A 25669-nucleotide genomic window follows, 5' to 3' on the forward strand; every position below is an offset into this window, starting at 1 on the left:
TTGCCCGCCGGCACGTCGTCGGGAAGCAGCCGGAACGCGTCGTGCCGGGTAAGCGGGCGGATCATGCGGAAGTGCTTCGGGTCCAGGGTGGCGATGTCCGGAACTCGCGAGCGAGAACCGGGTTCATCGCGTCGGCGAGCCCGACAGCCGGATACTCGTCGAGCAGCGCTCGGGCGGTCGGCAGGTGCGGCGCCCGGCTCGAACAGCGCATGCGAGACGAGGGCCGGATCCCCGGGGAACGGGGGGACCCGGCCCTCGCCCTACCTGCCGCGGGAGGGCGGCAAGACACTCACGCGGCTGGCACGGAAGCCACGCCGCGCTCCAGGAACGGCTTGCCGTTGACCTTCTCCGACACGCCGGTGCGGTCCAGGTACGGGGTGATACCGCCAAGCCAGAACGGCCAGCCGGCGCCGAGGATCATGCACAGGTCGATGTCCTGCGCCTCGGCCACCACGCCGTCGTCGAGCATCAGCCGGATCTCCTCGGCCAGCGCGGCCAGCGCACGTTCCCGCACCTGCTCCTCGGTCAGCGGGTTGTCGCCGGGCTGCCACAGCTCGGCGACCTCCGGGTCGACCTGCTGGTTGCCCTGCTCGTCGGTGATCCACACCGCGGTCTTGCCGGCCTCGACGAAGCGCTTCATGTTCTCGCTGACGCCGAAGCGGTCCGGGAACGCGTGGTGCATGGTCTCCGACACGTGCAGCGCCACCGCCGGCCCGACCAACTGCAGCAGCACCATCGGGCTCATCGGCAGGCCCAGCGGCTCCAGCGCCCGGTCGGCCACCTCGAACGGGGTGCCCTCGTCGACCGCGCGGATCACCTCGCCCAGGAAGCGGGTGAGCAGCCGGTTCACCACGAATGCCGGCGCGTCCTTGACCAGCACGCTGTTCTTCTTCAACTGCTTGCTGACCGCGAACGCGGTGGCCAGCGACGCATCGTCGGTCCGCTCGCCGCGGACGATCTCCAGCAGCGGCAGCACCGCGACCGGGTTGAAGAAGTGGAAGCCAACCACCCGCTCCGGGTGGGACAGCTTCGACGCCATCTCGGTGATCGACAGCGACGAGGTGTTCGTGGCCAGTACGCACTCCGGCGACACGTACTGCTCCAGCTCGCCGAATACCTGCTGCTTGACCGACATCTCCTCGAAGACGGCCTCGATCACGAAGTCCGCGTCCGAGAACACCGCCTTGTCCAGCGAGCCGGACACCAGCGCCTTGAGCCGGTTCGCCTCATCCGGCGAGATCCGCTTCTTGGCCAGCAGCTTGTCGATCTCGTTGTGCACGTAGCCGACGCCCTTGTCGATGCGGGCCTGGTCGATGTCGGTGAGCACCACCGGCACCTTCAGCCGCCGCACGAACAGCAGGGCGAGCTGGCTGGCCATCAGGCCAGCGCCGACCACGCCGACCTTGGTGACCGGGCGGGCCAGCGACGCCTCCGGCGCGCCGGCCGGCTTCTTGGCCCGCTTCTGCACCAGGTTGAACGCGTACAGGCCGGCGCGCAGCTCGTCGGTCATCAGCACGTCGGCCAGCGCCTCGGTCTCCGCGGCGTACCCGCGGTCCAGGTCGTTCTCCCTGGCCAGCTCGAGCAGCTCGACCGCCCTGGTCACTCCGGGGGAGGCGCCGTGCGTCTTGCTGTCCGCAATGGATCGCGCGCGGGCCAGGGCGGCGTTCCATTCGGCAGCCCGGTCGATCTCCCTGCGTGGCACGGTGGTCTCCCCGCGCACCACCCTTGCCAGCCAGGAAAGCGACTGCTCCAGGTAGTCCGCGGAATCCAGCACCACGTCCACGATGCCCAGCTCGGCGGCCTGCGCCGGCTTGAGCGTCTTGTTCTGGTTCAGGGCGTTCTCGATGATCACCGTCACGGCGGCGTCCGGGCCGATCAGGTTGGGCAGCAGCTGCGTGCCGCCCCAGCCCGGGAACAGCCCAAGGAAGCACTCCGGGAAGGACAGCGCGGCCGCGTTCGCCGCCACCGTGCGGTAGTGGCAGGACAGCGCCAGCTCCAGGCCGCCACCCATGGCCGCGCCGTTGACGAACGCGAAGGTGGGGATGGTCGACTCGGTGAGCCGGCGGAACACGTCGTGCCCGAGCTGGCCGATCTGCTGCGCCAGGTCACGCGAGGCCAACTTCTCCACGCCGGAGAGGTCCGCGCCCACCGCGAAGATGAACGGCTTGCCGGTCACCGCGATCGCCTTCGGCTCCGCCGCGAACGCCTCGTCCAGCGCGGCGTTCAGGCTGAGTAGTCCCTGCGGGCCGAAGGTGGACGGGCGGGTGTGGTCGTGCCCGTTGTCCAGGGTGATCAGGGCCACCGGGCCGTCCAGCCCCGGCACGTTGACCAGCCGGGTGACCGCCCTGGTGACGACCTCGTCGGGGAACGCGGCCTGGACGTCGGCCGCGGACAGCGTGCTGGTCACTTCTCGCCCCCGTTCCAGTGCGGGTTCTCCCAGATCACGGTGCCGCCCATGCCGATGCCGATGCACATCGTGGTGATCCCGTAGCGGACGTCGGGCCGCTCGGCGAACTGGCGGGACAGCTGCGTCATCAGCCGCACGCCGGAGGACGCCAGGGGGTGACCGGTGGCGATGGCGCCGCCCCACTGGTTCACCCGCGGGTCGTCGTCGGCGATGCCGAAGTGGTCCAGGAAGGCGAGCACCTGCACGGCGAACGCCTCGTTGATCTCGAACAGCCCGATGTCGTCGATCTTCAGCCCGGCCCGGGACAGCGCCTTCTCGGTGGCCGGCACCGGGCCGACGCCCATCACCTCCGGGTCCACCCCGGCGAAGGCGTAGCCGACCATGCGCATGCCGATCGGCAGGCCCAGCTCCTTCGCGGTCTCCTCCTCGGCCAGGATGCAGCCCGTGGCACCGTCGTTCAGGCCGGCGGCGTTTCCGGCGGTGACCCGGCCGTGCGGGCGGAACGGGGTCTTCAGCTCGGCCAGGCCCTCGACCGTCGTGCCGGGGCGGGGCGGCTCGTCGGTGGTGGCCAGACCCCAGCCCTGCTCCGCGGACCGGGTGGCCACCGGTACGAACTCCGGACCGATCTTGCCGGCCTTGACCGCGGCGTCGTACTTGGCCTGCGACGCGGCGGCGAACGCGTCCGCGCGCTCCTTGGTCAGGTGCGGGAACCGGTCGTGCAGGTTCTCCGCGGTCTGGCCCATCACCAGGGCCGACTCGTCCACCAGCCGGTCGGACAGGAACCGGGGGTTGGGGTCCACGCCCTCGCCCATCGGGTGCCGGCCCATGTGCTCGACACCGCCGGCGATGGCGATGTCGTACGCGCCGAACGCGATGCCGCTCGCCGTGGTGGTCACGGCGGTCATCGCGCCCGCGCACATCCGGTCGATCGCGTAGCCCGGCACCGACCGGGGCAGCCCGGCCAGCAGGGACGCGGTCCGGCCGATGGTGAGGCCCTGGTCGCCGATCTGCGTGGTGGCGGCGATCGCGACCTCGTCGACACGATCCGCCGGCAGTTCCGGATGCCGGCGCAGCAGTTCCCGGATCACCTTCACGACCAGGTCGTCGGCGCGGGTCTCGGCGTACATGCCCTTCGGACCGGCCTTGCCGAACGGCGTCCGCACGCCGTCGACGAAGACCACGTTCCGAACGGCGCGCGCTGCTGCACTTCCGGTCGGCGCCGGCGCAGCGGGTGCGGCCACGGCGTGCTCCTCACTTGGTACGACCAACAGGTGCGGCGGGGTGACGACCCGGCGTGGGAACGTCACTACCAGCCGGTAACAAGGACTCTAGACCAGGTTACTCGCTGGTAACCAGCGGGCGCCCCCTGTCGGGTCGGTCACACCATGACACGCCGGCGGGCGGTTCGCGCGGGCTCAGGTAGCGGTGGCCCGCAGCGCGTTGGCGAGCGCCTCCGCGGCGAGCGCGACCTGCCAGGACCGCGCACCGCCGGCGCGCAGCACGTCCGCCACGGTGGCCGGGTCGGTGTCGGCCGGCGGTTGCCAGCAGGTCCGCCGCACCAGGTCGGGCAGCAGCAGGTTCTCCACCGGCAGCCGGTTGGTCTCGGCGATCGTGGTGAGCGCCGCGCGCGCGGCGGACAGCCTGGCCGCGGCGTCCGGGTCCCGGTCGGCCCAGCGGTTCGGCGGCGGGGGACCGTCCTGGGGCGGGGTCGCCTCCGGCAGTTCGGTCCTCCGCAGCGCCTTGGCCTCCTTGATGGCGGCCAGCCAGGTCCCGCTCATCCGGCGCTGCGCCCGGCCGCGAAAGGTGGGCAGTGCGGTCAACTCCGCCTCGCTGTCCGGGCTGGCCAGGGCCGCGTCCACGATCGCGGTGTCCGGCAGCACCCGGCCGGGCGCGATGTCGCGTTGCCGGGCGACGGCGTCCCTGGCCTCCCACAGCGACCGCACGACGGCGAGCTGGCGGGGGGTGCGCACCCGGTGGATGCCGGAGGTGCGCCGCCACGGCTCGGCCCGCGGCCGCGGGGAGCCGGCGGTGCGGACCGCCTCGAACTCCTCCAGCGCCCACTCCAGCTTGCCCTGCGCGGCCAGCTCGCGTTCCAGCGCGTCCTTCAGCGGCAGCAGGAGTTCGACGTCCAGGGCGGCGTAGGCGAGCCACTCCGGGGGCAGCGGACGGCGGGACCAGTCGGCCGCGCCGTGCCCCTTCTCCAGCCGGTAGCCCAGCATCCGCTCGACCAGGGTGCCCAGGGCGACCCGGTCGAACCCGGCCAGCCGTCCGGCCAGCTCGGTGTCGAACAGCGCGGCCGGCCGCAGATCCAGCTCCGCCAGGCAGGGCAGGTCCTGCGAGGCGGCGTGCAGCACCCACTCGGTGTCGGCGAGCGCCGTCACCAGCGGGCCCAGGTGGCCGTCCAGGGCGATCGGGTCGACCAGCACGGTGCCCGCGCCCTCGCGGCGGAGCTGCACCAGGTAGGCCCGCTGCGAGTAGCGGTAGCCCGAGGCCCGCTCGGTGTCCACCGCGATCGGGCCGTCCGCGCCCGCGAGCGCCGCGGCAGCCTGCCGCAGCGCTCGCGGGTCCGCGACCACCGGCGGAACCCCTTCGGCGGGTTCCGTCAGCGGCACCGGATCGCGTCCGGTGGGACCGGCCGGGTCAGCGCAGGGTGCGTCCACGGCGGATGACCCTACGTCCTCGACCCGCCGGCGCGGGCGAACCTGGGCCGTTCGGATACTCCGACACGGCCCCCTAGCGAATCACGCCGGCGCGCATCGCCAGCGCCACCATCTGCGCCCGATCCCCGGTACCCAGCTTCCGCCCGATCCGCGACAGATGGCTCTTCACGGTGAGTGCGGACAGGTTCAGCGCCTCGCCGATCTCCTTGTTGGACTGGCCATCGGCGACGAGTTGGAGCACCTCGACCTCACGCGCGGAAAGCTCCCGCGGCGTGTTGTCGGTGCCGGGTACCCGGGTGCCCGCGGCGAGTACCGGAGCCACGCTGGGATCCGCGTACACGCCGCCGTCGAGAACGCGCCGCACCCCGTCGGTGACCACCATCGGCGAGGCCGACTTCAGCAGGTACGCCTGGGCGCCTGCCTGGAAGGCGGACCGAACCGCGTAGGGGTCGTCGGAGGATGCGAGCACCACGACGCGCGGCCAGCCCTGGGCACGGAGCTCCGTGACCAGGTCGATACCGCTTCCGTCGGGCAACCCGAGATCGAGAATCGCGAGGTCGCAAGGACCGGTAGCCAGGGCCCGCGCCCGAGCCTCCGCTACCGATGCGGCCTCATGGACCGTGCCGGCGCCCATCTGTGTCAGACGGGCGGCTATCGCCTCCCTCAGCAACGGGTGGTCATCGACCACCAGAACCGAGAACAGCTCCTCCCGCGGGTGCGGGACCATGTTCGCCGGCAGCGAGCCGGCGGGCGTGGTACGAACGGCCTGACCTAAGCCGACGGCAGCCACGTCACTACCTCCCTGGAGTCGGTCGTGCCCCCCGACCGGCACCGGGACTCTCGACCGAACAGCCGCGCCACTGCTCGACCGAAAGTGGTGTCGACGGCTGCAGCGTAGCCGCCCAGGCGGTCGAGCGGGACGATCAATTGGGTATCTGTCGGGGACGACTTGTCACCAAGTAACCCTGATGTCGCACGATCGGATGACATCTGGTCGGCTGAGCTAACACGAGAGAGCTTCATAACGACTTCAAGGAGTTAACCGTGACGAAAAGCGGCGCCCTCGATCGCGCGCGGTCACTGCTGCGCCGCGTGCCGCTGGCGGACGGTCACAACGACCTGCCGTGGGCGCTGCGCCGGCTCGCCGGGCCCGACGTGCTCCGCGACTGGACCCGCATCGACCTCGCCGAGGAGCGGTCCGACCTGCACACCGACCTGCCCCGGCTGGCCCGCGGCGGGGTCGGGCTGCAGTTCTGGTCGGTGTACGTGCCGTGCCGGATCGCCGGGCACGAGGCGGTGACTACCGTGCTCGAGCAGATCGAACTGGTCCACGCGCTCGCCGACCGGTACCCCGAGCGGCTCACCGCCGCGCACACCGCGGTCGAGGCCGAAGCCGCGTTCGCGGCCGGGCGTGTCGCGTCCCTGCTCGGCGCCGAGGGCGGCCACTGCATCGCCGGTTCGCTGGGCGTGCTCCGCGCCCTGCACCGGCTGGGGGTCCGGTACCTCACGCTCACCCACAACGAGAACGTGCCGTGGGCGGATTCGGCCACCGACGTGCCGGCCGCCGGGGGGCTCACCGAGTTCGGCCGCGAGGTGGTCCGGGAGATGAACCGGTTGGGCATGCTGGTCGACCTGTCCCACGTCGCGGCGTCGACCATGCACCACGCGCTGGACGAAAGCACCGCCCCGGTGATCTTCAGCCACTCGTCCTGCCGCGCGGTGGCCGACCACCCCCGCAACGTGCCGGACGACGTGCTGCGCCGGCTGCCCGGCAACGGCGGCGTGATCATGATCACCTTCGTGCCCCGGTTCGTGTCGCCCGCCTACGCGGCGTGGGACGACGCGCTGCGCGAGGCGATGACCGACGTCGGCGAGGACCACCGCGACCTCGCCGCCCGTGCCCGGTTCGCCGAGACGTGGCGCGGCGCCGGGCCCAAGCCGCACGTCACCCTGGCCGACGTGGTGGCCCACCTGGAGCACGCCAGGGAGGTGGTCGGCGTCGACCACATCGGCCTCGGCGGCGACTACGACGGTGTCGACGTCCAGCCGGAGGGGCTGGCCGACGTGTCCTGCTACCCGAACCTGTTCGCCGCGCTGCTGGAGCGCGGCTGGAGCGAGCAGGACTGCGCCAAGCTCGCCGGGCGGAACACGCTGCGGGTACTGTGCGACGCCGAGTCTGTCGCCGCCGCCCGGCGCTGACCGGAACCCGATCGCCGACCCGGTTCCGTACCGTCCGGCGCCGGTGGCTAGCCCTGGCGCTGGCCGAAGGCGGTCACGCCGACCGGGGGCAACCCGGCCGCGCTGGCCAGCAACGTGCAGAACGCCTCGCCGTGCGGGGCCAGGTTGGCGTCCTCCGCCGTCCAGGACGCGCGCAGCTCCAGATCGTCGGTGCGGGGCGGTCCGGAGATGTCGCCGAAGCGCGCGGACGAGGTCTGGGTGACCGTGCCGCCCAGTGCCCGGAAGCCGGCCGAGGAACTCTCCAGCGCTTCGGTCAGCCACGACCAGCCGACCGCCGGCAGCAGCGGGTCGCTGGCCAGCTCCGGGTCCAGCTCCACCCGGAGGTACGCCACCAGCCGCAGCACGCCGTCCCAGGCCTGCTCGCCCTCGGGGTCGTGCAGTAGCACCAGACGGCCCATCGCCACTTCACCGGCAGGCCCGTCCACCTCGGCGGACAACGCGAACGACCACGGTGCCAGCCGTTGTGGCGGCCGTACCTCGGCGATCTCGACCTCCGGTCGAGGACGTACCGATCGCAGCGCCGCCACTGCCTGCCGGAACAGCTCGGGGGCTCCCGACATCCCGGTCACGGTTGGTGACTGTATGCCCAGGCTGGACGTTTGGTTGCGGCGGCACGCCGAGTGCGCCGGCCACACGACCACCTCACTGGGCGCGCTCCCGGTTCGTGGGACGATGTGCTCCTGATGACGAACACCGCACCCGTCTCGGCACGCCGGGACCTTTCCGAAGCGCCCCTGCTGGCGGCCGCGCGCGGGGACGTCCCGGCCCGCATCCCGGTCTGGTTCATGCGCCAGGCCGGCCGTTCCCTGCCGGAGTACCGCCGGGTCCGGGAGGGCGTGCCGATGCTGCAGGCGTGCCTGACCCCGGACCTGGCCTGCGAGATCACCCTGCAGCCGGTGCGCAGGTACGGGGTGGACGCGGCGATTTTGTTCAGCGACATCGTGGTGCCGCTTTCCGCCGCGGGTGTCGATCTGGACATCGTGCCCGGCACCGGGCCGGTGGTGGCGTGCCCGGTCCGCACGGCCGCGGACGTGGCGGCGCTGCCCACGCTGGCGCCGGACCGGGTCGAGCCGGTGGCGCAGGCGGTGCGGCTGCTCGTCCGCGAACTGGGCGACACGCCGCTGATCGGATTCGCCGGCGCCCCGTTCACCCTGGCCTCCTATCTGGTCGAGGGCGGCCCGAGCCGGCACCACGAGCGGACCAAGGCGCTTATGCATGCCGACCCGAAGACCTGGCACGCGCTGCTCGACCACCTGGCCGACCTGACGCTGGCGTTCCTGCGGATGCAGGTGGCCGCCGGGGTGGACGCGGTGCAGCTGTTCGACTCCTGGGCTGGGGCGCTGTCCGAGCGGGACTACCGCGAGTTCGTGCTGCCGCACTCGGCGAAGGTGCTCGGCGGCCTGGCCGGCACCGGGGTGCCGCGGATCCACTTCGGCGTGGGCACCGGCGAGCTGCTGGTCGCGATGCGCGAGGCCGGCGCCGACGTGGTCGGCGTGGACTGGCGGGTGCCGCTGGACGAGGCCGCCCGCCGGCTGCGCGCGGCCGCCCCGGACGGGCCGGTCCCGGTGGTGCAGGGCAACCTCGACCCGGCGCTGCTGCTGGCCGACTGGCCGGTGGTGGAGCGCGAGGTGCGGCGGATCGTCGCCGAGGGCCGGGCGGCCGGCGGGCACGTGTTCAACCTGGGCCACGGCGTGCTGCCGGAGACCGACCCGGACATGCTGGCCCGGGTCACCGAGCTGGTGCACGACCTCGCCCCGGGGGAGTAGCGCCGTGCGCGTCGCGGTCGTCGGTGGCGGGCTGTCCGGGTTGGCGGCCGCGCACCGGCTGCGCGCGCTGCTCGGCGAGGCCGTCACGATCACCGTGCTGGAGCAGGGCGACCGCCTGGGCGGCAAGCTGCGCACCGTGGAGCTGGCCGGCCTGCGCTACGACGTGGGCGCCGAGGCGTACCTGCACCGCCGGCCCGAGGTCACCGAGCTGATCGGCGAGCTGGGGTTGGCCGGCGAAGTGGTGCACCCCTCCGGCGCGCCGTCCACCGTCGCGGCCGGCGGCCACCGAAGCCGCATCCCGGCGCGCACCATGATGGGCGTGCCGGCCTCGGCCGACGCCGTGCGTGAGGTGCTGTCCGCCGACGGGCTGGCGAGTGTCGCCGCCGAGCCGTCGCTGCCGCCGGTGACCCTGGACGGCGCGGACGTCGCGGTGGGCGCGCTGGTGCGGGACCGGCTCGGCGACGAGGTGGCCGACCGGCTGGTCGACCCGCTGCTCGGCGGGGTATACGCGGGCCGGGCCGATGCGCTGGGCCTGCGCGCCACCATGCCGGCGCTCGCCGCGGCCCTGGACGCCGGCGCGGGCTCGCTGCTCGCCGCGGCGTCGGCGTCGCTGCCCGACCCGGATCCGGGCGCACCCCGCACCCCGGTGTTCGCCACCCTGCGGGGCGGGCTCGGCATGCTGGTCGGCGCGCTCGCCGCCGGGCTCTCCGTGCGACTGTCCACCACGGTGCGCGGGCTGCGCCGTACCGGCAGCGGCTGGCGGCTGGAACTCGGCTCCGCGGCGAATCCCGAGGCGCTGGACGCGGACGCGGTGGTGCTCGCGGTGCCCGCACCGGCCGTCCGCAAGCTGCTCGGCGACGTCGCCCCGGCCGCCTCCGCCGCGTTCGGCCGGATCGAGCTGGCGTCCATGGCGGTGGTGGCGCTCGCGCTGCCGGCCGGCGCGGTGCTGCCGCCCGCTTCCGGGGTGCTCATCGCGGCGGGGGAGCGGCACGCCGACGGCACCCCGTTCACCGCCAAGGCGTTCACCTTCTCCAGCCGCAAGTGGAGCCACCTCGCCGGCGCGGGCGTGGTCGTGGTGCGCGGCTCGGTCGGCCGGTTCGGCGAGGTCGGCGTGCTGCGCCGGGAGGACGCCGACCTGGTCGGCACCGTGCGCGCGGACCTGGCCGAGCTGACCGGGATCACCGCGGCACCGGTGGACGCGGTGGTGACCCGGTGGGGCGGCGGGCTGCCGCAGTACGGGGTGGGGCACACCGACACCGTGGCCACCATCGAGCGCGCCGTCGGAGAGCTACCGGGCCTCGCGGTGGCCGGGGCGGCGCTGCACGGCGTCGGCCTGCCCGCATGCGTGGCCACCGGACGCGCGGCCGCCGACCGTGTCGCCGCCCACCTCCTGCGCAACCGGGGTTCCCGCGGTGGGACGATAAGCGCATGGCCCGCCTCAACTACACCGAGCTGAACAACACGATCCGCTACACCATGTGGTCGGTCTTCCGGGTGGAGCCGGGCCACCTGCCCGGCGACCGCGGCCCGGTGGCCACCGAGGCGCAGGAGTACCTGGACGCCCTGGACGCGAAGGGCGTCACCGTGCGCGGCGTGTACGACGTCGCCGGGCTGCGCGCGGACGCCGACTACATGATCTGGTGGCACTCCGAGGAGATCGAGCAGGTGCAGGCCGCGTACACCGGCTTCCGCCGCACCGCGCTCGGCCGGGCGTCCACCCCGGTGTGGAGCAACGCGGCGCTGCACCGGCCGGCGGAGTTCAACAAGAGCCACATCCCCGCCTTCCTGGCCGGCGAGGAGCCCCGCAAGTACCTGTGCGTCTACCCGTTCGTGCGGTCCTACGACTGGTACCTGCTTCCTGACGAGGACCGCCGCCGGATGCTCGCCGAGCACGGCAGGCAGGCCCGGGACTACCCGGACGTCCGAGCGAACACGGTGGCCTCGTTCGCACTCGGCGACTACGAGTGGATCCTCGCCTTCGAGGCTGACGAGCTGCACCGGATCGTCGACCTGATGCGCCACCTGCGGGCCAGCGAGGCACGCAGGCACGTGCGCCTCGAGGTGCCCTTCTACACCGGCACCCGGGTCGCCCCCGCCGAGCTGGTCACCAGCCTCCCATAGGTAGCCGAGCACGCGGAGCCGGCGACCCCGGGCCGTTGGCCCCTTGGCGGGCCGGCGGGAAACCGGTGTGCTGGTGGGCCGAGGGGGCCGAAGGAATCACCGTATGTCGGCCCGCCGGCGCCACCACCGGCGCCGGCGGGCGTGACGGGCGGCGAGCAGGCCGCGTGCCGCCAGCCACGCGGCGAACGCGGCGGCGTCGTCCGCGGCACCGGTGCCGGTGCGCCGCGGGTTGGCACGCGCGTACTCGTCGAACCGCGCCGGGAACTCCTCGCCGAGCAGGTGCGGCAGGTCCGGGCGGAGCGCTGCGACGACCCGGCGCCGCTTGGCGCGCAGCGCGTCGGCCTGGGCCCGCAGCCGGGCCGGGTCGAACCCGGCCGGGACCGGGCCGCCGGCCAGCAGCGCGGTGAGCAGCGCCTGCTGCCGGGCCGCGAGGTCGGCGTGGGCCCGCTCGGTCACCGCGGCTCCCTCTCCGCCGCTTCGCGCACCACCGACGACCGGGTCGGCAGGGCTCTGCCCTGCCACCCCGGTCGCGGGCCTTACGGCAGGGCGCGCGCTGTGGTCACCTCGGGTATCGCGGCTTGATACGCGCATCAGGGAGTCCCCTCCCAGGCCGCGCGGATCGCGGTGAGTTCGGCGGCCAGTTCCGCGTCGGCGGGATAGTCGTCGTCCCGTTCCAGCAGGACGCCCGGCGGCCGGGCACGGTCGCACAGCGCGGCGAGCAGGTCGAGCACCTCGCCGGGCACCGGGTGGGCGTGGCTGTCGTGGTACAGGCCCTCCCGCCACACCCCACCGGCGACGTGCACGTACGCCACCCGCTCCAGCGGCACGGTGTCCAGGAAGGCGGCCGGATCGGTGCCGATGTTGTGCGCGTTGGCGTACAGGTTGGCCACGTCGACCAGCAGCCGGCAGCCGGTGCGCTCGACCAGTTCGGCGAGGAACGCGCCCTCGGTGAGCTCGGCCTCCGGCCAGTCCAGCAGCGCGGCCACGTTCTCCACGGCCAGCGGCACCGGCAGTTCCGCCTGCGCGGCCCGCACGTTGGCCACCAGCACGTCCAGCGCGTCCCGGGTGCGCGGCACGGGCAGCAGGTGCCCGGCTTCCAGGCCGGCGGCGCGGACGAAGCACGCGTGGTCGCTGACCAGCGGGGCGTCCAGCACCTCGGCGAGGCGCGCCAGGTGTTCGACCCGGTGGCGGTCCACCGGCTCGGCGCCGCCCAGGGACAGCGTCACCGCGTGCGGCAGCACCGGCAGGCCCCGGTCGCGCAGCAGCTGCACCGACTCGGGCAGCGCGTCCGCTCGCAGGTTCTCCGCCACGACCTCGACGAAGTCCACCCCGGGCAGCCGCTCCACGGTCAGGTCGATCTCCGGCCGCCAACCGATGCCGACGCCCAGGCTCGGTAGCCCGGCGCCGCCCCGATCAGCCGCCACAGCCACCACCACCGCCACCGCAGCCACCGCCACCGCCGCACGAGGACCCACCGCCGCACGACGCGCCCCCGCCGCCACCCGAGGACTGGCCGCTGCGCAGCGCGGCCCGCACGTCGTCGTCCGGGAACGCCGCCAGCCCGCTGAGGGCGACCAGGCCGGCGGCCATCGGGGCGCCGCCCGGCACGAACGACGTGTCGCCCGCCCGGCGCCGGCGGCGGGCGTCGTTCAGCGCCTGCTGCCCGCGGACGGTGATCAGCGGGTCGGGGCGGCGCAGGAAGGCCACCACCAACCAGGCCGTCAGCGCCAGGTACGCCACCAGCCAGCCGACCGGGCGGTGCAGCACGATCCCGTTGACACAGCGGGTCACGCCCACCACGAGCAGCACCACCAGCGGGGCCACCGCCAGCCGCAGCCGCGCCCTGGCCACCGAGGGCTCCACCAGCAGCCCGCCAGCGACGAGAGTCGAGCGGATCGGATCCAGTGCGGCGTGCCGCCGCAGCGCGGTGACCAGGTGACCGACCGTGGTGCTGTGGTGCTCTGCGGCCTCGGCGAGTACCGCGGCCTGCACCGGGTCGGTCACCGTCCGCGCCGCGTGCACCGGCCGTAAGGTGCCCCGCCGTGAGGCGCGCAGCGCACCGGCGTCGACCAGGGCGGCGATCGCGGTCTCGATCACCCGGCGCGAGCCGCCCGCCAGGTACGCCACCTCGTGCACGCCGAGCGGAACGTGGTCGGCCGCGCCCGAGGCGAATCCGTTGCGGCGGATGAACCAGCGGGACAGCACCGCATACCCGACCGCCACGATCAGCAGCAGCGTGTAGACGGCGAGGAACTGCGGGCCGGAGATCCCCCACGGCTCGCTCGCCAGGGCGGGGCCGGCCAACACCGTCGGGCCGGTCATGGTGCCGGCTCCCCGAGCGCCATCACACAGCGGTCGCCGCCGACATCGCGGCCTAATGTGGTGCGGCACATGGCGGTCTCCTTCCCCCGGGGAAGCCTATGGTGTGGGCGACCTCACGCCGGAACAAGGAGACTTGATCGAGAATTTGGGTTGATCTGGCGGAGACTTAGGGTTCGGCGTCCTCGCCGGCCGGCACCAACCGCAGCGCCACCGAGTTGATGCAGTAACGCTGGTCGGTCGGCGTCGGGTAACCCTCGCCGGAGAACACGTGGCCGAGATGGCTGTGGCAGTTCGCGCACAGCACCTCGGTGCGCACCATGCCGAGGCCGCGGTCCTCGCGCAGGATCACCGCGTCGGTGTCCGCGGGGTCGTGGAACGACGGCCACCCGCAGTGCGATTCGAACTTCGTCTCGCTGCGGAACAGCTCCGCGCCGCACGCCCGGCACTCGTACACACCGACGGTCTTCTCGTCGACGTACTCCCCGGACCATGGGGGCTCGGTACCCGCCTGGCGCAGCACGGCGTACTCCGCCGGAGTCAACCGCTCGCGCCACTCCTCCTCGGAGCGCGCCACCCGAGGTGTCGCACCGACAACCGGTTCCATGCCTTCCACCGTAGCCCGGCCAGCCACACCGGTCCCGGAGTATGGGACGCGCACGGGCCCGCTGCGGCGGGCGTCAGCCGGAGCCGAAGAAGGTGGACAGCACCAGGCCGAGGGTGTCCCACACGGCGACCGCGACGCCCAGCAGGATCAGCCCGATCAGCACGATCGCGGTCATCCTGCGGTGCCCGCCGAGCCGGTTGGCGGCGTCGGCGAAGTCCTGCACGCCGCCCAGGTAACCCTCCACGGTGAAGCCGGGCCGGTTGCGCTCCATCCGGTCCAGGTGCTCGGCGAAGGCGCGCGCCTCGGGATCGTTCGGGTCCAGGCCCACGAGGTCCTCGGTGAACCGCCGCTCCGGCCCCTCCGGCCGGCGCGTGTTCGGCCCGTGACGGTCGTCCCGGGGCCCGAACCGGTCCGTGCTGCCCACGCCTCCACGGTAACCGCGGGTGGCGCGACGGTCCCGCCGCTCGGCGGCGGCCCGCGGCGCGAGGTCAGCCTCGGCCGGCGGGCAGCGGACCCAGCGCCGGGCGGACCGCGCCAACCGGCCGGCCATGGCCGAGCACCGGTTCCTCGGCCAGCCCGGCGAGCGGGGCCACGTCCACGCCGAGCCGGGCCAGCGCGGCCACCGCGACCACGGCGCGGGCCCGGGCGGCGCCGTCGGCGATCTTCACCGCCACCGCGGAACCGTCCGGCAGCCCCACCGCGTAGACGCCCTCGGCGCCGTCCTTGGCCACCGCACCGGGCAGCCGCCGCATCAGCGTGGTGACGTCCCGGCCGGTGCCGCCGACCCACTCCGGGTGGGCGCGCATCGCGTCGGCCACCCGGCGCTCGGCGGTGCCCTCGCCCGCGCCGGCCAGCCGCCCGAACGCGGTGGCCAGGCCGCGCAGCGAGACACCGAACAGCGGGGCGCCGCAACCGTCCACCGACACCGCGCCCACCGGCTCGCCGGCCAGGTCGGCGAGGGTGTCCGCGATGGCCCGCTGCAGCGGATGCTCGGGGTCGAGGTAGCTCTCCGTCGGCCAGCCGCGAGCCACGCAGGTGGCCAGCATGGCGGCGTGCTTGCCGGAGCAGTTCATGAAGATCGGCGCGGCGTCCCGGCCGGCGGCCAGGTGGGCGCGCCGTGCCGCCTCGCCGAGCGGCAGGTCCGGCGTGCAGCGCAGGGCGTCCTCGGCGAGCCCGGCGGAGGCGAGGACGCGCCGCGCCCCCTCGACGTGGAAGTCCTCCCCGGAGTGGCTGGCGCAGGCCAGCGCGAGCAGTTCGGGCGGCAGGTCGAGCCCGCAGCGCAGCATGGCCAGCGCCTGCACCGGCTTGTTCGAGGAGCGGGGGAACATGACGTCCTTGGGCGCGCCGGCGGTGAGCGCGGTGCGGCCGTCGGCGTCCAGGGCGACCACCGAGCCGTGGTGTACCGACTCCACCAAGTCACCGCGCCAGACCTCGGCCACCACCTCGTGCACACCCGCTCCCTTCCCGCTGCCCGGACACTGGCCAGCCAGAATGGCATCCGAGGTGGCCGGTGCCAAATCGCCGGCGGCCGGGTGCGGGCCACATCACGAACCTGCGGTGTCCCGGCGCGGGTGCCGCACCGGGACACCGCACGCCGGGTCAGCCCAGGACGCCGCGCACGCTGGCGTGCCCCTTGATCAGGTTGCGGGCGATGGTGCGGCGCTGGATCTCGTCGGTGCCCTCGTAGATGCGCAGCAGGCGCAGCTCGCGGTACCACCGCTCGACCGGCAGCTCACGCGTGTAGCCCATGCCGCCGTGGATCTGCAGCACCCGGTCGACGATCTCGTTGGCCTTCACCCCGCCGTAGAGCTTGGCCATGGACTGCGCCTGCCGGGAGTCCATGCCCTGGTCCACCTGCCACGCGGCGTGCAGCACCAGCCAGCGCAACGCCTCGATCTCCACCGCCGAGTCGGCGATCATCCACTGGATGGCCTGCCGGTTGGCGATCGGCTCGCCGAAGGTGACCCGGGTCTTCGACTGCTCGATGGCCATCTCGACCAGCCGCTCGCAGGCACCCAGCGCGCGGGCGGGCAGCAGGTAGCGGCCCTGGCCGATCCACTGCATGGCGAGCTGGAAGCCCCTGCCCACCTCGCCGAGCACGTTCTCCTCGGGCACCCGCACGTTGTCGAAGATCAGCGACGCCGGGCCCCACTCGCCCATGGTGTCGATCGGCTCGGACTTCCAGCCCATGTCCCGGTCCACCAGGAAGCAGGTGACCCCGCCGGCGGCGCCCTTGTCCTTGTCGGTGACCGCGAACACCATGGCGAAGTCGGCCTCGTTGCCGCCGGTGATGAACGTCTTCTCGCCGTTGATCACCCAGTCCGCGCCGTCCTTGCGGGCGGAGGTGCGGATGTTCTTGGCGTCCGAGCCGGCGCCGGGTTCGGTGATCGCGAAGCAGGAGATCCGCTCGCCCGCGATGGTGGGCAGCAGGTAGCGCTGCTTCTGCTCCTCGTTGGCGTGGAACAGGATGTTGTCCGCGTAGCCACCGAACCGGAACGGCACGAACGAGCGGCCCAGCTCCGCCTCGATCAGCGCGGCCATCACCGCGGGCAGGCCCATACCGCCGTACTCCTGCGGGGTCAGCACCCCCCAGAAACCCGCCTGCTTGGCCTTCTGCCGCAGTTCGCGGTGCTCCTCGTGGGTCAGCCCCGGCTCGCCGCGCCGCTCCCGGCGCAGCACCTCGGGTTCCAGCGGCATGATCTCGCGCCGCACGAAGGTCCGCACCCAGTCGCGGATCTCCCGCTGCTCGTCGCTCAGCGAGAAGTCCATCGCTGCCGTCCTTTCCGCCACCGTCCCCGGAATCGCGCCGCCGCCCACCCGCCGGACGAGTGTCCCGAGGATTAACCGAACGTCGTTAGGTTGTACTGTACGTGTACCAGGCGCGGTGGGGACACACGACCCGGTGCGGCATGCGCCACGGCGACGTGACCGCGGTCGGTCGCCGACCCGCGGAGGAGGAGGCAGGCGGTGGGACGGCCGAGCGTTCCGATCCTGAGCAAGCAGCGCATCCGGGACACCGCGCTGGAGATCATCGACCGGGACGGGCTGTCCGGGCTGTCCATGCGCAAGCTCGCGGTGGCGCTCGGCGTGCAGGCGGCGTCCCTGTACAGCCACGTGGCCACCAAGGAGGAACTGCTGCACGCGGTGGCCAACGACCTCGCCGAGCAGGTCGACGTGTCCGGCTTCGCCGGCGACGACTGGCGCGCGGCCCTGGCCACCTGGGCCCGGTCCTACCGCGCCGTGCTGGCCGCGCACCCGAACTTCGTGCCGTTCCTGGCCTACGGCCCGTCCCGGCGGGAGGCGTCGCTGCGGATGGCCGACGCGGTGCACGGTGGCCTGGTCCGCGCCGGCTGGCCGCCCCGGTACGCCACCATGATCGGCGCGTCCACCAAGTACCTGGTGGTCGGCGCGGCGATCAGTTCGTTCTCCCGCGGCTTCGAGGACGACGTGCGGGTCTACTGGGACCGCTATCCCAACCTCAGCCAGGCGCACAAGCTGCGCCAGTACGCCGACGAGATCGACAGGGACAGCTTCGAGCTGGCCCTGTCCACCTTCCTCGACGGCCTGGTCGAGTTGCACGCCGCGGTGGCGGTCAGCGCCGCCGGCGCCCCGTAGCCGCTGCTCCTCCACAGTGGACGGTGGCGCGGCTGGCCGGGGGATGACGCGGGCGCCGCTCGGGCCGTATCGTCCACTGTGGAGTAGTGCGGCGGCGCGAGCGGCGTTCGATTCTTGTCGGTGCCATGCGGCAGGCTGCATCCCGACAACGCAACGGTCCTGATCGAGGTGAGGCCACAATGGCCAAGGTGCGCTCGCTGTCCGAGGAGGATCTCCAGTTCCTGCGGGCCGAACTCGCCGCAGGGCGGACGCCCACCGTGTGGTTCACGCCGAACGCGGTGGGCATGACGGCCGGGCGCTCGGCGAAGGTGACGGCGTTCACCGCACCCGAGGAGGGCGACTTCATCCAGGTGCGGCCGACCGGCTCGCGCGACGTGCTGTCGTTCTCCCCCGCGGAGATGACGCTGACCAAGCCGCCCCGGAAGAAGCCGGCCACATCCGCCGCGAGCGCCGTCTCCGGTTCGGGCACGTCGGCCGCGAGCCCGTCGCCGGGTGGCCCGGCGGCGGACCCGGTGGGGAGCCGCCGCGCGCAGCCGGCCGACGACCCGGGCGGCCGACCGGCCAGCGTCCGACGAACATCCGGCGGCGGTGCTTCGGCCGTGGTCGGTGCGGAGCAGCCGGCCCGGCGGGGCGGTGCGCGGAAGTCGCGGCCGGCCGAGGTGACCGTCACGCTGAGCTCGACGGCCGAGGGCGAGTGGACGGTCGACGTGGTGGCCGGGAAGAAGCGCACCGTCCGGGCCGTGCCGGTGCCGGCGTCCGCGGTCGCCAAGGCGGCCAAGGAACTGCATCCGGACGTCTCCGAGGCGATCGAGGCCGTACTGGAGGCGGCCAGGGCGCAGCAGCGGGCCCGCATCGAGCAACTGCAGGCGGAACTGGACGCGGCGCAACGCGCGCTGTCCGAACTCTCCGGCTGACCGGGGCCGGACGTTCCGCCTTCCCTCGCGCGGCGGTATCACCCCGTGCCGCACGGAAATACCGTCGTGGGGGACATATGCACCCCGACTCATGGGAGGGCGTCATGGCGGCACCTGTGGAGCGCACGGCGGCGGAGAGCCCGCACCTGGGTGGCTGCAGCTGTTGCTCGAGCTGCACCGGGCCGGGTTGCGGCTGCTGCTCCGGCTGCCGCTGACCGCTGATCATCCCCGCGGCGAGCGCCTCGCGGACGCGCGGCCCGTTCCGCCGCACGATGGCCGCCCGGGGATACCGCATCGCCGAGGCCGGGCGGCGGGCGACATCACGGCGGGCAGACGGTGCCGTCCGTGGGCGCCCGGCCGTCGACCAGGAAGTGCTGCGCCGCCGTGGTCGCGCACGGCGACGTGGCGAGCGCGCCGTGCCCGCCGCCCTGCCAGGCCACCGAGATGCCGGTGGTGAGCTGCTGGGCGGTGCGCTCGGTGCCGGGTGCCGGCGTGATCGGGTCGCTGGCGGTGCTGAGCACCAGTACCGGGGGAGCGCCCGGCACGGCCAGTGTGGTCGGCGGGGTCTGCTGCGGCACCGGCCACGGGCTGCACCACAGCAACCGGTCCGCGAACAACCCGCCGAACAGCGGGTACTTGCCTCGCCAGTCGGCGGCGGTGCGAGCCACCCGGTCCGGAGACAGCCGGGTGCCGGTGTCGTTGCATCCGGTGACCAGTTGCGGGTCGAGCCGGGCCGGGTTGCGGTCCGGGCCGCCGAGCAGCGGTGCGACCAGCGCGGCGAGCCCGCCGACGTCGCCGATACGCGCCCTGGCCAGCGCGCCGGCCAGATCCGACCAGTGCGGCCGGTCGGCCAGACCCAGCAGCATCGCGGTCAGCGCGGTCCCGGCGGTGACCTGGGTGCCGTCCGGCGCGGTCACCGGGCGCTGGCGCAGCCCGTCCAGCAGGCCCCGCACGGCCTGCCGAGGGTCTCCGCCCAGCGGGCAGCCGTGCGCCACGCAGTCCGTGACAAACGCGCCGAAGGTCTGCTCCGCGCCGGCCGCCCTGGCCTCCGCCTGCCCGGTGCCGTCGAGCGCCGGGTCGGGCGAGCCGTCCAGCACGATCCGCCCGATCCGGTCCGGATAGCGGCTCATGTAGGTGGTGAGCACCCGGGAACCCTCGCCGTGGCCGACCGCGTTCAGCCGCGGCACGTCCAGTTCCTGCCGCAGCCGCTCCAGGTCGGCGGCCGCCCGCCAGGTGTCCAGCGCGGCGAGCCGCTGGTCGAGGTCGAGCACGCACTCCTGGCTGGCCCGCCGGGCGGCGTCCAGCAGGTCGTCCAGCCGCGCCGAGGACGGGTCGTAGCCGACCACCCTGCCGCGCACGTCCGGTGGCACGCACTCGGCCGCGTCGGACGCGCCCGTGCCCCTGCGGTCCACGCCGATCAGCGAGAACGTGCTCAGCATGGCGCGGGGTAGCTGGCTGGCCAGCCGGGCCGCGTAGAGGGTGCCCGGTTCGCCGCCGACGTCGTTGACCACCACCAGCGGCACCGGTCCGTCTCCGGCCTTGAGCACGCTGATCCGCGCGGTGCCGCTGCCCGGCTGCCCCGGGGCGTCCAGCACGTTGACCACCCGGCCGCACTGGTACGGCACGCCCGCGGCGTTGCCCAGCCCGGCAAGCTGGTCCCTGGTCGGCTGGTCGCAGTCCGACCAGGTGATCCCGGGCGAGCCCGGCCGCTCCAGCGGCGGCACCGGTTTCGGGCCGATGGTGCTGATCGGCGGGCTGCCGGAGGAACCGCCGTCCTGGCGCACCGCGATCACCGGCCGGTTGGACGGCCCCGCCGCGCACCCGGCCAGCGTGCCCAGCAGAGCGGCCGCGAACAGCGCGGGAAGCGCCGCCGACCGCACCGGACCACGCCGGGCCGGGCGGGATTCGCGGGCCACCTGGCGGCGCGGCACGGCTGCTCCTCGCTGGCGTGACTGATCGGACGTCGTGGACTTTCCCGAAACGAGGCTGGCACGCGGGGAGTGAGAACCCGGTGAGAGGGCAGCCCGGCTGGTTTGCCGGCATGGTGCAGCAGACAGTACCGTGTGGTACAGCAGAACGACCGGAGGTGCCCGTGGCCGACCAGGACGCGCTGGCCAGGGCGATCGCCGCGAACGTGCGGGCGGCCAGGGCGGCCCGCCGCTGGAGCCTGGACCGGTTGGCCGCGCTGTCCGGGCTGAGCAAGGGCGTGCTGGTGGCCATCGAGCAGGGCCGGGGCAATCCCAGCATCGGCACGCTGTGGCGGATCGCCGAGGCGTTCGGCACCGGCCTTGCCCAGCTCGTCGAGGTGGAGCGGGAGCCGCCGCTGCGGGTGGCCGAGCCGGGTACCGGCGCGGTGCTGTGGCGCGGCACCGCCGGGGGCGCCGGCACCCTCCTGCTCGGCGGCGATCGGCCGGTGGTCGAGCTGTGGCACTGGACGATGCGGCCGGGGGAGGAGCACCACAGCGATCCGCACGCGCCGGGCGTCCGGGAACTGCTGCTCGTGGTCGAGGGGGAAATTGAGCTGCGGGTGGCCGGGCAGCGGGCGAGGATCGCGGCCGGTGGCGCGGCGTCCTTCGCCGGCGACCGGCCGCACGGCTACCTCGCGGTGGGCGAGGTGCCTTGCCGGTTCGCCATGACCGTGCTGGCACCCGAGCCGGCCGGTGCGGCGGCCCAGGACACGCCGGGCTGAGCGCTGCCGTCGTTCGCGACGGTGCGGAAGAGGAGGGCGGACAACCGTGGTGGCGGTACAGGTGCAGCGGTCCAGGACGACCTGGCGTCCGATGCTGGGGTTGGCCACGCTGGCCGGCCGCGCGGTGAGTGCCACGCCTCCGCCGGCCCTGGTGCTGCTCGGCATCGTCAGCGTGCAGCTCGGCGCGTCCGTGGCCAAGCAGATGTTCGCGGTCGCCGGATCGCTCGGCGTGGTCGCCATGCGGCTGGTGTTCGCTGCCGTGGTGCTGCTGGTCGTGTGGCGGCCGTCGGTGCGCACCCTGCGCACGCTGCGGGCCGACCGCCGGTTGCTCACCGTCGTGCTTGGCTACGGCGCGGTGCTCGCCGGCATGAACATGGCCTTCTACCAGGCGCTCGCCCGGATCCCGCAGGGCGTCGCGGTGACCGTCGAGTTCCTCGGACCGCTGTCGGTCGCGCTGCTCGGCTCCCGTCGCTGGCTGGACGCGCTGTGGGCGGCGCTTGCCGCGGCCGGGGTACTGCTGCTCACCGAGGACGGCGGCGCCGTGCGGTGGACCGGCGTCGCTTTCGCTCTGCTCGCCGCCGCCTGCTGGGCGAGCTACATCCTGCTGGGTGCGGCGCTGGGCAGGCGCACCACCGACGGACAGGGGCTGGCCGTGGCGATGGCCTTCGGTGGTCTCTTCGCCGCGCCGCTGGGTGTCGCGCAGGCCGGTGCCACGCTGCTGCGCCCGGAGGTGCTGGCGGCCGGGCTCGCCGTGGCGCTGCTGTCCTCGGTGGTGCCGTACTCGCTGGAGCTGGAGGCGCTGCGACGGATCCCGCCCCGGGTGTTCGGCGTGCTGATGAGCCTGGAACCGGCGGTGGCCGCGCTGGCCGGGCTGGTGGTGCTCGGCGAGGCGCTGGCCCCTACGCAGTGGCTGGCGATCTGCTGCGTGGTGGTCGCCTCGATCGGTGCCACCCGCGGCGCCCGGTAACGCGCCGACCCGACCCGCGGGGCCCGGTATCGCGCCGGCGCCGGCTCGCGGCGCGGGTGACGCGGCTACCGGGGCCTGCGGTAGCGCAGCAGCAGCGTGTCGTCCTCGCAGAGCACCGTGTCCAGCCGCATGCGCGCCGGCGCCGGGGGCAGCGCGCCGCTGGCGATGCGGCCGGCATCGCCTCCGGTGAGCAGCGGCGACACGGTCAGGCACAGCTCGTCCACCAGGTCCTCGGCGATCAGCGCGGCGAACAGGGTCGGGCCGCCCTCGCAGGACACCCGGCGCAGCCCCCGCTCGTCCAGCGCGGCCAGCGCCCGGTGCGGGTCGACGGCGTCCTCGCCGGCCACCACCACCTCGGCGCCGGCGTCGCCCAGCGCCTTGCGCCGCTGCGCCGGCGCCGCCTCGCAGGTGACCACGATGGTCGCCACGGAGACGTCGGTGACCAGCGGCGCGTCCGGCTCGATCGAGCAGCGCCGGGTGACCACGGCCAGCGGAGGCACCGGGGAGAGCCCCAGCCGCTTCCGCCGCTCCACCCGGACCTCGCGCGGTTTGACCCCGTGGTAGCCCTCGATCAGCGCGGTGCCCGCGCCGACCAGCACCACGTCGGCCAGATCCCGGCTCAGCGCGAACACCCGCTTGTCCGCCGGGCTGGACAGCCCCCCGGAGCGGCCGGCCACCGTCACCGCACCGTCCACACTGGACACGAAATGGGCCTGCACCCAGGGCCGGTCCAGGTTGGCCGGGTAGGCGTAGAGCCGCTCCAGGTCACGGTCGTCGACCTGCGCTGTCTGGTCCGTCACAGGGGGCCATAGTTGGTGCACGGTGCCATCCCAACACGCGGTTAGGCTGCCCGTCATGCCCGCCCAGCGCCTGTCCGATCGTCATCCCGAGATCGCGGCGGACGAGCTGGTGGCGTCCATGGTGCCGCCGCCGCGGTTCGACCACGTGCGCTTCGAGAACTACCTGCCCAACCCGGACGAGCCCAGCCAGATGGCCGCGCTCGCCGCCTGCCGGGAGTTCGCCGAGCGGGTCGCCGCCGGCCGCCCGACCCGCGGCTGGCTGGGCGGCTGGCTGGGCGGCGGGCAGAAGTCCCGGCAGCAACCCGGGCTGTACCTGGACGGCGGCTTCGGTGTGGGCAAGACCCATCTGCTCGCCTCTGCCTGGCACGCGGCGCCCGGGCCGAAGGCGTACGGGACCTTCGTCGAGCTGACCCACCTGGTCGGCGCGCTCGGCTTCGCCGAGGCGGTGCGCCGGCTCGCCGACCACCGGCTGCTCGCCATCGACGAGTTCGAGCTGGACGACCCGGGTGACACCATGCTGATCACCCGGCTGCTGGCCGCACTCACCGACGCCGGCGTGTTCGTCGCCGCCACCTCCAACACGCTGCCCGACAGGCTGGGCGAGGGCCGGTTCGCCGCGGACGACTTCCTGCGCGAGATCCACAGCATGGCCGCGCGGTTCGGGGTGGTCCGGGTGGAGGGGCCGGACTACCGGCACCGCGGGCTGCCCGACCCGCCGGAGCCGATGTCCGACGACGACCTGGCGGCCAGCGCCGAGGCACTGCCCGGCGCCACCCTGGACGACTTCGACGAGCTGTGCGCGCACCTGGCCCGGCTGCACCCCTCCCGGTACGGGCCGCTGGTCGACGGGGTGGCCGCGGTGCACCTGCGGGGTGTGCACGCCGCGCCGGACCAGGACGTGGCGCTGCGCCTGGTCAGCCTCGCGGACCGGCTCTACGACCGCGCCATCCCGGTCGCGGTGTCCGGGCAGCCGCTGTCCGCGCTGTTCACCGAGGAGATGCTGGGCGGCGGCTACCGGAAGAAGTACCTGCGCGCGCTGTCCCGGCTGGTCGCGCTGTCCCGTGAGGTGGCGTCCCCGGTGCCGCGTTCGGCGGGCTGAGACGGGGCGCCCGCCGAACGCGGTGGCGACGTCTGCCGGGTGTGGGGTCGTCGGCGACGTCTCGCGGCCGGGTTCGGGGTAACGTGCGGACGCCTCAGCGGGTGAGCACCTCGGCGATGGTGTCGATGCCGCGGTCCAGCTCGTCGCGGCTGATCACTAGCGGCGGTGCCACCCGCAGCGTGGTGTCCTGGGTCTCCTTGCACAGCACGCCGCGCGCGGCCAGCGCCTCGCTGGCCTGCCTGCCGGTGGGGCCGCCGGGAGAGATCTCCACGCCGGCCCACAGGCCCCGGCCGCGCACCTCGGCCACCCCGGCGCCGACCAGCTCGCCGAGCCGCGCGTGCAGGTGGGCGCCCAGCTCGCGGGAGCGCCGCTGGAACTCCCCGGTGGCCAGCAGCCTGATCACCGCCCGGCCGACCGCGCAGGCCAGCGGGTTGCCGCCGAAGGTGGAGCCATGCTGGCCGGGGCGCAGGACGCCGAGCACGTCCCGCCGGCCGATCACCGCGGATACCGGCACGATGCCACCGCCGAGCGCCTTGCCCAGCGTGTAGAGGTCCGCGCGGACGCCGTCGTGGTCGCAGGCGAGCAGGTCACCGGTGCGGGCCAGGCCGGACTGGATCTCGTCGGCGATCATGAGCACGCCGTGCTCGTCGCAGATCCGGCGTACCTCGCGCAGGTAGCCCGCGGGCGGCACGATCACGCCGGCCTCGCCCTGGATCGGCTCGACCAGCACCGCGGCGGTCCGCTCGGTGATCGCGGCGGCCATCGCCGCCGCGTCGCCGTACTTGACCACGGTGAACCCCGGCGTGAACGGGCCGAACCCGGCGCGCGCCACCGGGTCGGTGGAGAAGGAGACCACGGTGGTGGTGCGGCCGTGGAAGTTCGAGGCGGCCACCACGATCTCCGCGGTGCCGTCCGGCACGCCCCTGACCTCGTGGGCCCACTTCCGGGCGACCTTGAGCGCGGACTCCACCGCCTCCGCGCCGGAGTTCATCGGCAGCACCATCTCGGTGCCGGTCAACTCGGCCAGCTCCCGGCAGAACAGGCCGAACTGGTCGTGGTGGAACGCACGGGAGGTCAGCGTGACCCGGCCGAGCTGCTCCGTCGCGGCGGCGACCAGGGCCGGGTGGCGGTGGCCGAAGTTGAGCGCCGAGTAGCCGGCGAGGAAGTCGAGGTACCGGCGGCCGGTCACGTCGGTCACCCAGGCACCCTCGGCGTGGCTGATCACCACGGGCAGCGGGTGATAGTTGTGCGTGCTCCAGTGCTCGTCGAGCGCGATGTAGTCGGCGGCGCCGCCCGGCGTGCCGGTGGCGGGGTGATCGGCGGTCAGGGTCATGCTGACAAGGCTAAGGCGGCCGTCACGTTCGTTTCATCGGCAAGCTGTTGCGTGGAGCCGGACAACGTTGCGTGATATGGCGCCATATCACCCGTTCGTTGCGTCACCGCGCGCCGGCCGGTTCGCCGGCAGCC

At 73.9% G+C, this 25669-nt stretch carries 24 protein-coding genes; 9 read left to right on the plus strand and 15 right to left on the minus strand.

Going from position 1 to position 25669, the window contains the following annotated elements; genetic code table 11:
• Positions 1 to 289: 289 nt before the first annotated feature.
• From FFT21_RS22565 to FFT21_RS22580, 4 genes are all read right to left on the minus strand, one after another.
• Entirely contained in the window at positions 290 to 2407 is a 2118-nt protein-coding gene (locus FFT21_RS22565) for a 3-hydroxyacyl-CoA dehydrogenase NAD-binding domain-containing protein (protein ID WP_225978649.1), read from the minus strand.
• Positions 2404 to 3648, minus strand: a complete 1245-nt coding sequence (locus tag FFT21_RS22570; RefSeq protein WP_137815930.1) for a thiolase family protein — start codon at positions 3646 to 3648, stop codon at positions 2404 to 2406. Before FFT21_RS22570 ends, FFT21_RS22565 begins: the two co-directional genes overlap by 4 nt.
• A 174-nt stretch (positions 3649 to 3822) precedes the next feature.
• On the minus strand, positions 3823 to 5067 hold the full coding sequence (locus tag FFT21_RS22575) for a ribonuclease D (RefSeq protein ID WP_137815931.1): 1245 nt from the start codon (positions 5065 to 5067) through the stop codon (positions 3823 to 3825).
• Between the two features lie 73 nt (positions 5068 to 5140).
• A complete protein-coding gene (locus FFT21_RS22580) occupies positions 5141 to 5857 on the minus strand; it encodes a response regulator (protein ID WP_137815932.1) in 717 nt (238 codons plus the stop codon).
• A 254-nt stretch (positions 5858 to 6111) separates the two neighbouring features.
• Between FFT21_RS22580 and FFT21_RS22585 the strand changes: the two genes are divergently transcribed.
• A complete protein-coding gene (locus FFT21_RS22585) occupies positions 6112 to 7266 on the plus strand; it encodes a dipeptidase (RefSeq protein WP_137815933.1) in 1155 nt (384 codons plus the stop codon).
• Positions 7267 to 7313: 47 nt separating this feature from the next.
• Here the strand turns inward: FFT21_RS22585 and FFT21_RS22590 are convergent, their stop codons facing one another.
• Positions 7314 to 7865 carry a DUF3000 domain-containing protein gene (locus tag FFT21_RS22590; RefSeq protein WP_137815962.1) on the minus strand — a complete coding sequence of 184 codons (552 nt, stop codon included), beginning with the start codon at positions 7863 to 7865 and terminating at the stop codon, positions 7314 to 7316.
• Between the two features lie 123 nt (positions 7866 to 7988).
• Here FFT21_RS22590 and hemE point away from each other — a divergent pair, with 123 nt between their 5' ends.
• Genes hemE through hemQ form a run of 3 tightly spaced genes read left to right on the plus strand, consistent with a single transcriptional unit; the run spans position 7989 to position 11192 of the window.
• Positions 7989 to 9071 (plus strand): uroporphyrinogen decarboxylase, encoded by a 1083-nt coding sequence (gene hemE, locus FFT21_RS22595; protein WP_137815934.1) that lies wholly within the window; start codon positions 7989 to 7991, stop codon positions 9069 to 9071.
• Positions 9072 to 9075: 4 nt separating this feature from the next.
• Positions 9076 to 10527: a protoporphyrinogen oxidase gene (gene hemG / locus FFT21_RS22600; protein ID WP_137815935.1), complete on the plus strand. Its 1452-nt coding sequence runs from the start codon at positions 9076 to 9078 to the stop codon at positions 10525 to 10527.
• A complete protein-coding gene (hemQ, locus tag FFT21_RS22605) occupies positions 10500 to 11192 on the plus strand; it encodes a hydrogen peroxide-dependent heme synthase (protein ID WP_137815936.1) in 693 nt (230 codons plus the stop codon). The genes hemG and hemQ overlap by 28 nt, the downstream gene beginning before the upstream one ends.
• A gap of 96 nt (positions 11193 to 11288) precedes the next feature.
• Here the strand turns inward: hemQ and FFT21_RS29275 are convergent, their stop codons facing one another.
• From FFT21_RS29275 to FFT21_RS22635, 7 genes are all read right to left on the minus strand, one after another.
• Positions 11289 to 11648, minus strand: a complete 360-nt coding sequence (locus FFT21_RS29275; protein WP_192909694.1) for an SCO6045 C-terminal-like domain-containing protein — start codon at positions 11646 to 11648, stop codon at positions 11289 to 11291.
• Between the two features lie 134 nt (positions 11649 to 11782).
• Positions 11783 to 12616, minus strand: coding sequence for an MbnB/TglH/ChrH family RiPP precursor modification enzyme (locus FFT21_RS29280; RefSeq protein ID WP_192909695.1), 834 nt, complete (start codon positions 12614 to 12616; stop codon positions 11783 to 11785).
• The gene (locus FFT21_RS22615) at positions 12606 to 13514 is read right to left on the minus strand and encodes a TIGR04222 domain-containing membrane protein (RefSeq protein ID WP_137815937.1); all 909 of its coding nucleotides are present in this window, start codon (positions 13512 to 13514) and stop codon (positions 12606 to 12608) included. The genes FFT21_RS29280 and FFT21_RS22615 overlap by 11 nt, the downstream gene beginning before the upstream one ends.
• Before the next feature lie 166 nt (positions 13515 to 13680).
• Positions 13681 to 14118 carry a peptide-methionine (R)-S-oxide reductase MsrB gene (gene msrB / locus FFT21_RS22620; protein WP_137815938.1) on the minus strand — a complete coding sequence of 146 codons (438 nt, stop codon included), beginning with the start codon at positions 14116 to 14118 and terminating at the stop codon, positions 13681 to 13683.
• A 73-nt stretch (positions 14119 to 14191) separates the two neighbouring features.
• Entirely contained in the window at positions 14192 to 14446 is a 255-nt protein-coding gene (locus tag FFT21_RS22625) for a hypothetical protein (protein WP_137815964.1), read from the minus strand.
• A 160-nt stretch (positions 14447 to 14606) separates the two neighbouring features.
• Positions 14607 to 15569 carry an asparaginase gene (locus tag FFT21_RS22630; RefSeq protein ID WP_137815939.1) on the minus strand — a complete coding sequence of 321 codons (963 nt, stop codon included), beginning with the start codon at positions 15567 to 15569 and terminating at the stop codon, positions 14607 to 14609.
• A gap of 148 nt (positions 15570 to 15717) precedes the next feature.
• Entirely contained in the window at positions 15718 to 16887 is a 1170-nt protein-coding gene (locus FFT21_RS22635) for an acyl-CoA dehydrogenase family protein (protein ID WP_137815940.1), read from the minus strand.
• A 198-nt stretch (positions 16888 to 17085) separates the two neighbouring features.
• On the opposite strand from FFT21_RS22635, the gene FFT21_RS22640 reads away from it, so the two are divergent.
• Both FFT21_RS22640 and FFT21_RS22645 read left to right on the plus strand, forming a co-directional pair.
• Complete coding sequence (locus tag FFT21_RS22640; protein WP_137815941.1) at positions 17086 to 17733, plus strand: TetR/AcrR family transcriptional regulator; 648 nt, start codon at positions 17086 to 17088, stop codon at positions 17731 to 17733.
• A gap of 179 nt (positions 17734 to 17912) precedes the next feature.
• Complete coding sequence (locus FFT21_RS22645) at positions 17913 to 18647, plus strand: DUF6319 family protein (RefSeq protein WP_137815942.1); 735 nt, start codon at positions 17913 to 17915, stop codon at positions 18645 to 18647.
• A 320-nt stretch (positions 18648 to 18967) separates the two neighbouring features.
• On the opposite strand, the gene FFT21_RS22650 is transcribed toward FFT21_RS22645, so the two are convergent.
• Positions 18968 to 20578: an alpha/beta fold hydrolase gene (locus tag FFT21_RS22650; protein WP_137815943.1), complete on the minus strand. Its 1611-nt coding sequence runs from the start codon at positions 20576 to 20578 to the stop codon at positions 18968 to 18970.
• Positions 20579 to 20739: 161 nt separating this feature from the next.
• On the opposite strand from FFT21_RS22650, the gene FFT21_RS22655 reads away from it, so the two are divergent.
• On the plus strand, positions 20740 to 21336 hold the full coding sequence (locus FFT21_RS22655) for an XRE family transcriptional regulator (RefSeq protein ID WP_137815944.1): 597 nt from the start codon (positions 20740 to 20742) through the stop codon (positions 21334 to 21336).
• Positions 21337 to 21382: 46 nt separating this feature from the next.
• The gene (locus tag FFT21_RS22660; RefSeq protein WP_371856851.1) at positions 21383 to 22303 is read left to right on the plus strand and encodes an EamA family transporter; all 921 of its coding nucleotides are present in this window, start codon (positions 21383 to 21385) and stop codon (positions 22301 to 22303) included.
• Positions 22304 to 22368: 65 nt separating this feature from the next.
• Here FFT21_RS22660 and FFT21_RS22665 read toward each other — a convergent pair whose 3' ends face one another.
• Positions 22369 to 23160: a pyrimidine reductase family protein gene (locus FFT21_RS22665; protein ID WP_137815945.1), complete on the minus strand. Its 792-nt coding sequence runs from the start codon at positions 23158 to 23160 to the stop codon at positions 22369 to 22371.
• On the opposite strand from FFT21_RS22665, the gene zapE reads away from it, so the two are divergent.
• Positions 23159 to 24202, plus strand: coding sequence for a cell division protein ZapE (gene zapE, locus FFT21_RS22670; RefSeq protein WP_137815946.1), 1044 nt, complete (start codon positions 23159 to 23161; stop codon positions 24200 to 24202). The two genes, FFT21_RS22665 and zapE, sit on opposite strands and share 2 nt — an antisense overlap.
• Positions 24203 to 24296: 94 nt before the next feature.
• On the opposite strand, the gene rocD is transcribed toward zapE, so the two are convergent.
• Positions 24297 to 25535 carry an ornithine--oxo-acid transaminase gene (rocD, locus tag FFT21_RS22675; protein WP_137815947.1) on the minus strand — a complete coding sequence of 413 codons (1239 nt, stop codon included), beginning with the start codon at positions 25533 to 25535 and terminating at the stop codon, positions 24297 to 24299.
• Positions 25536 to 25669 lie beyond the last annotated feature (134 nt).

The organism is Gandjariella thermophila (assembly GCF_005405885.1).
GTDB classification, from domain to species: domain Bacteria; phylum Actinomycetota; class Actinomycetes; order Mycobacteriales; family Pseudonocardiaceae; genus Gandjariella; species Gandjariella thermophila.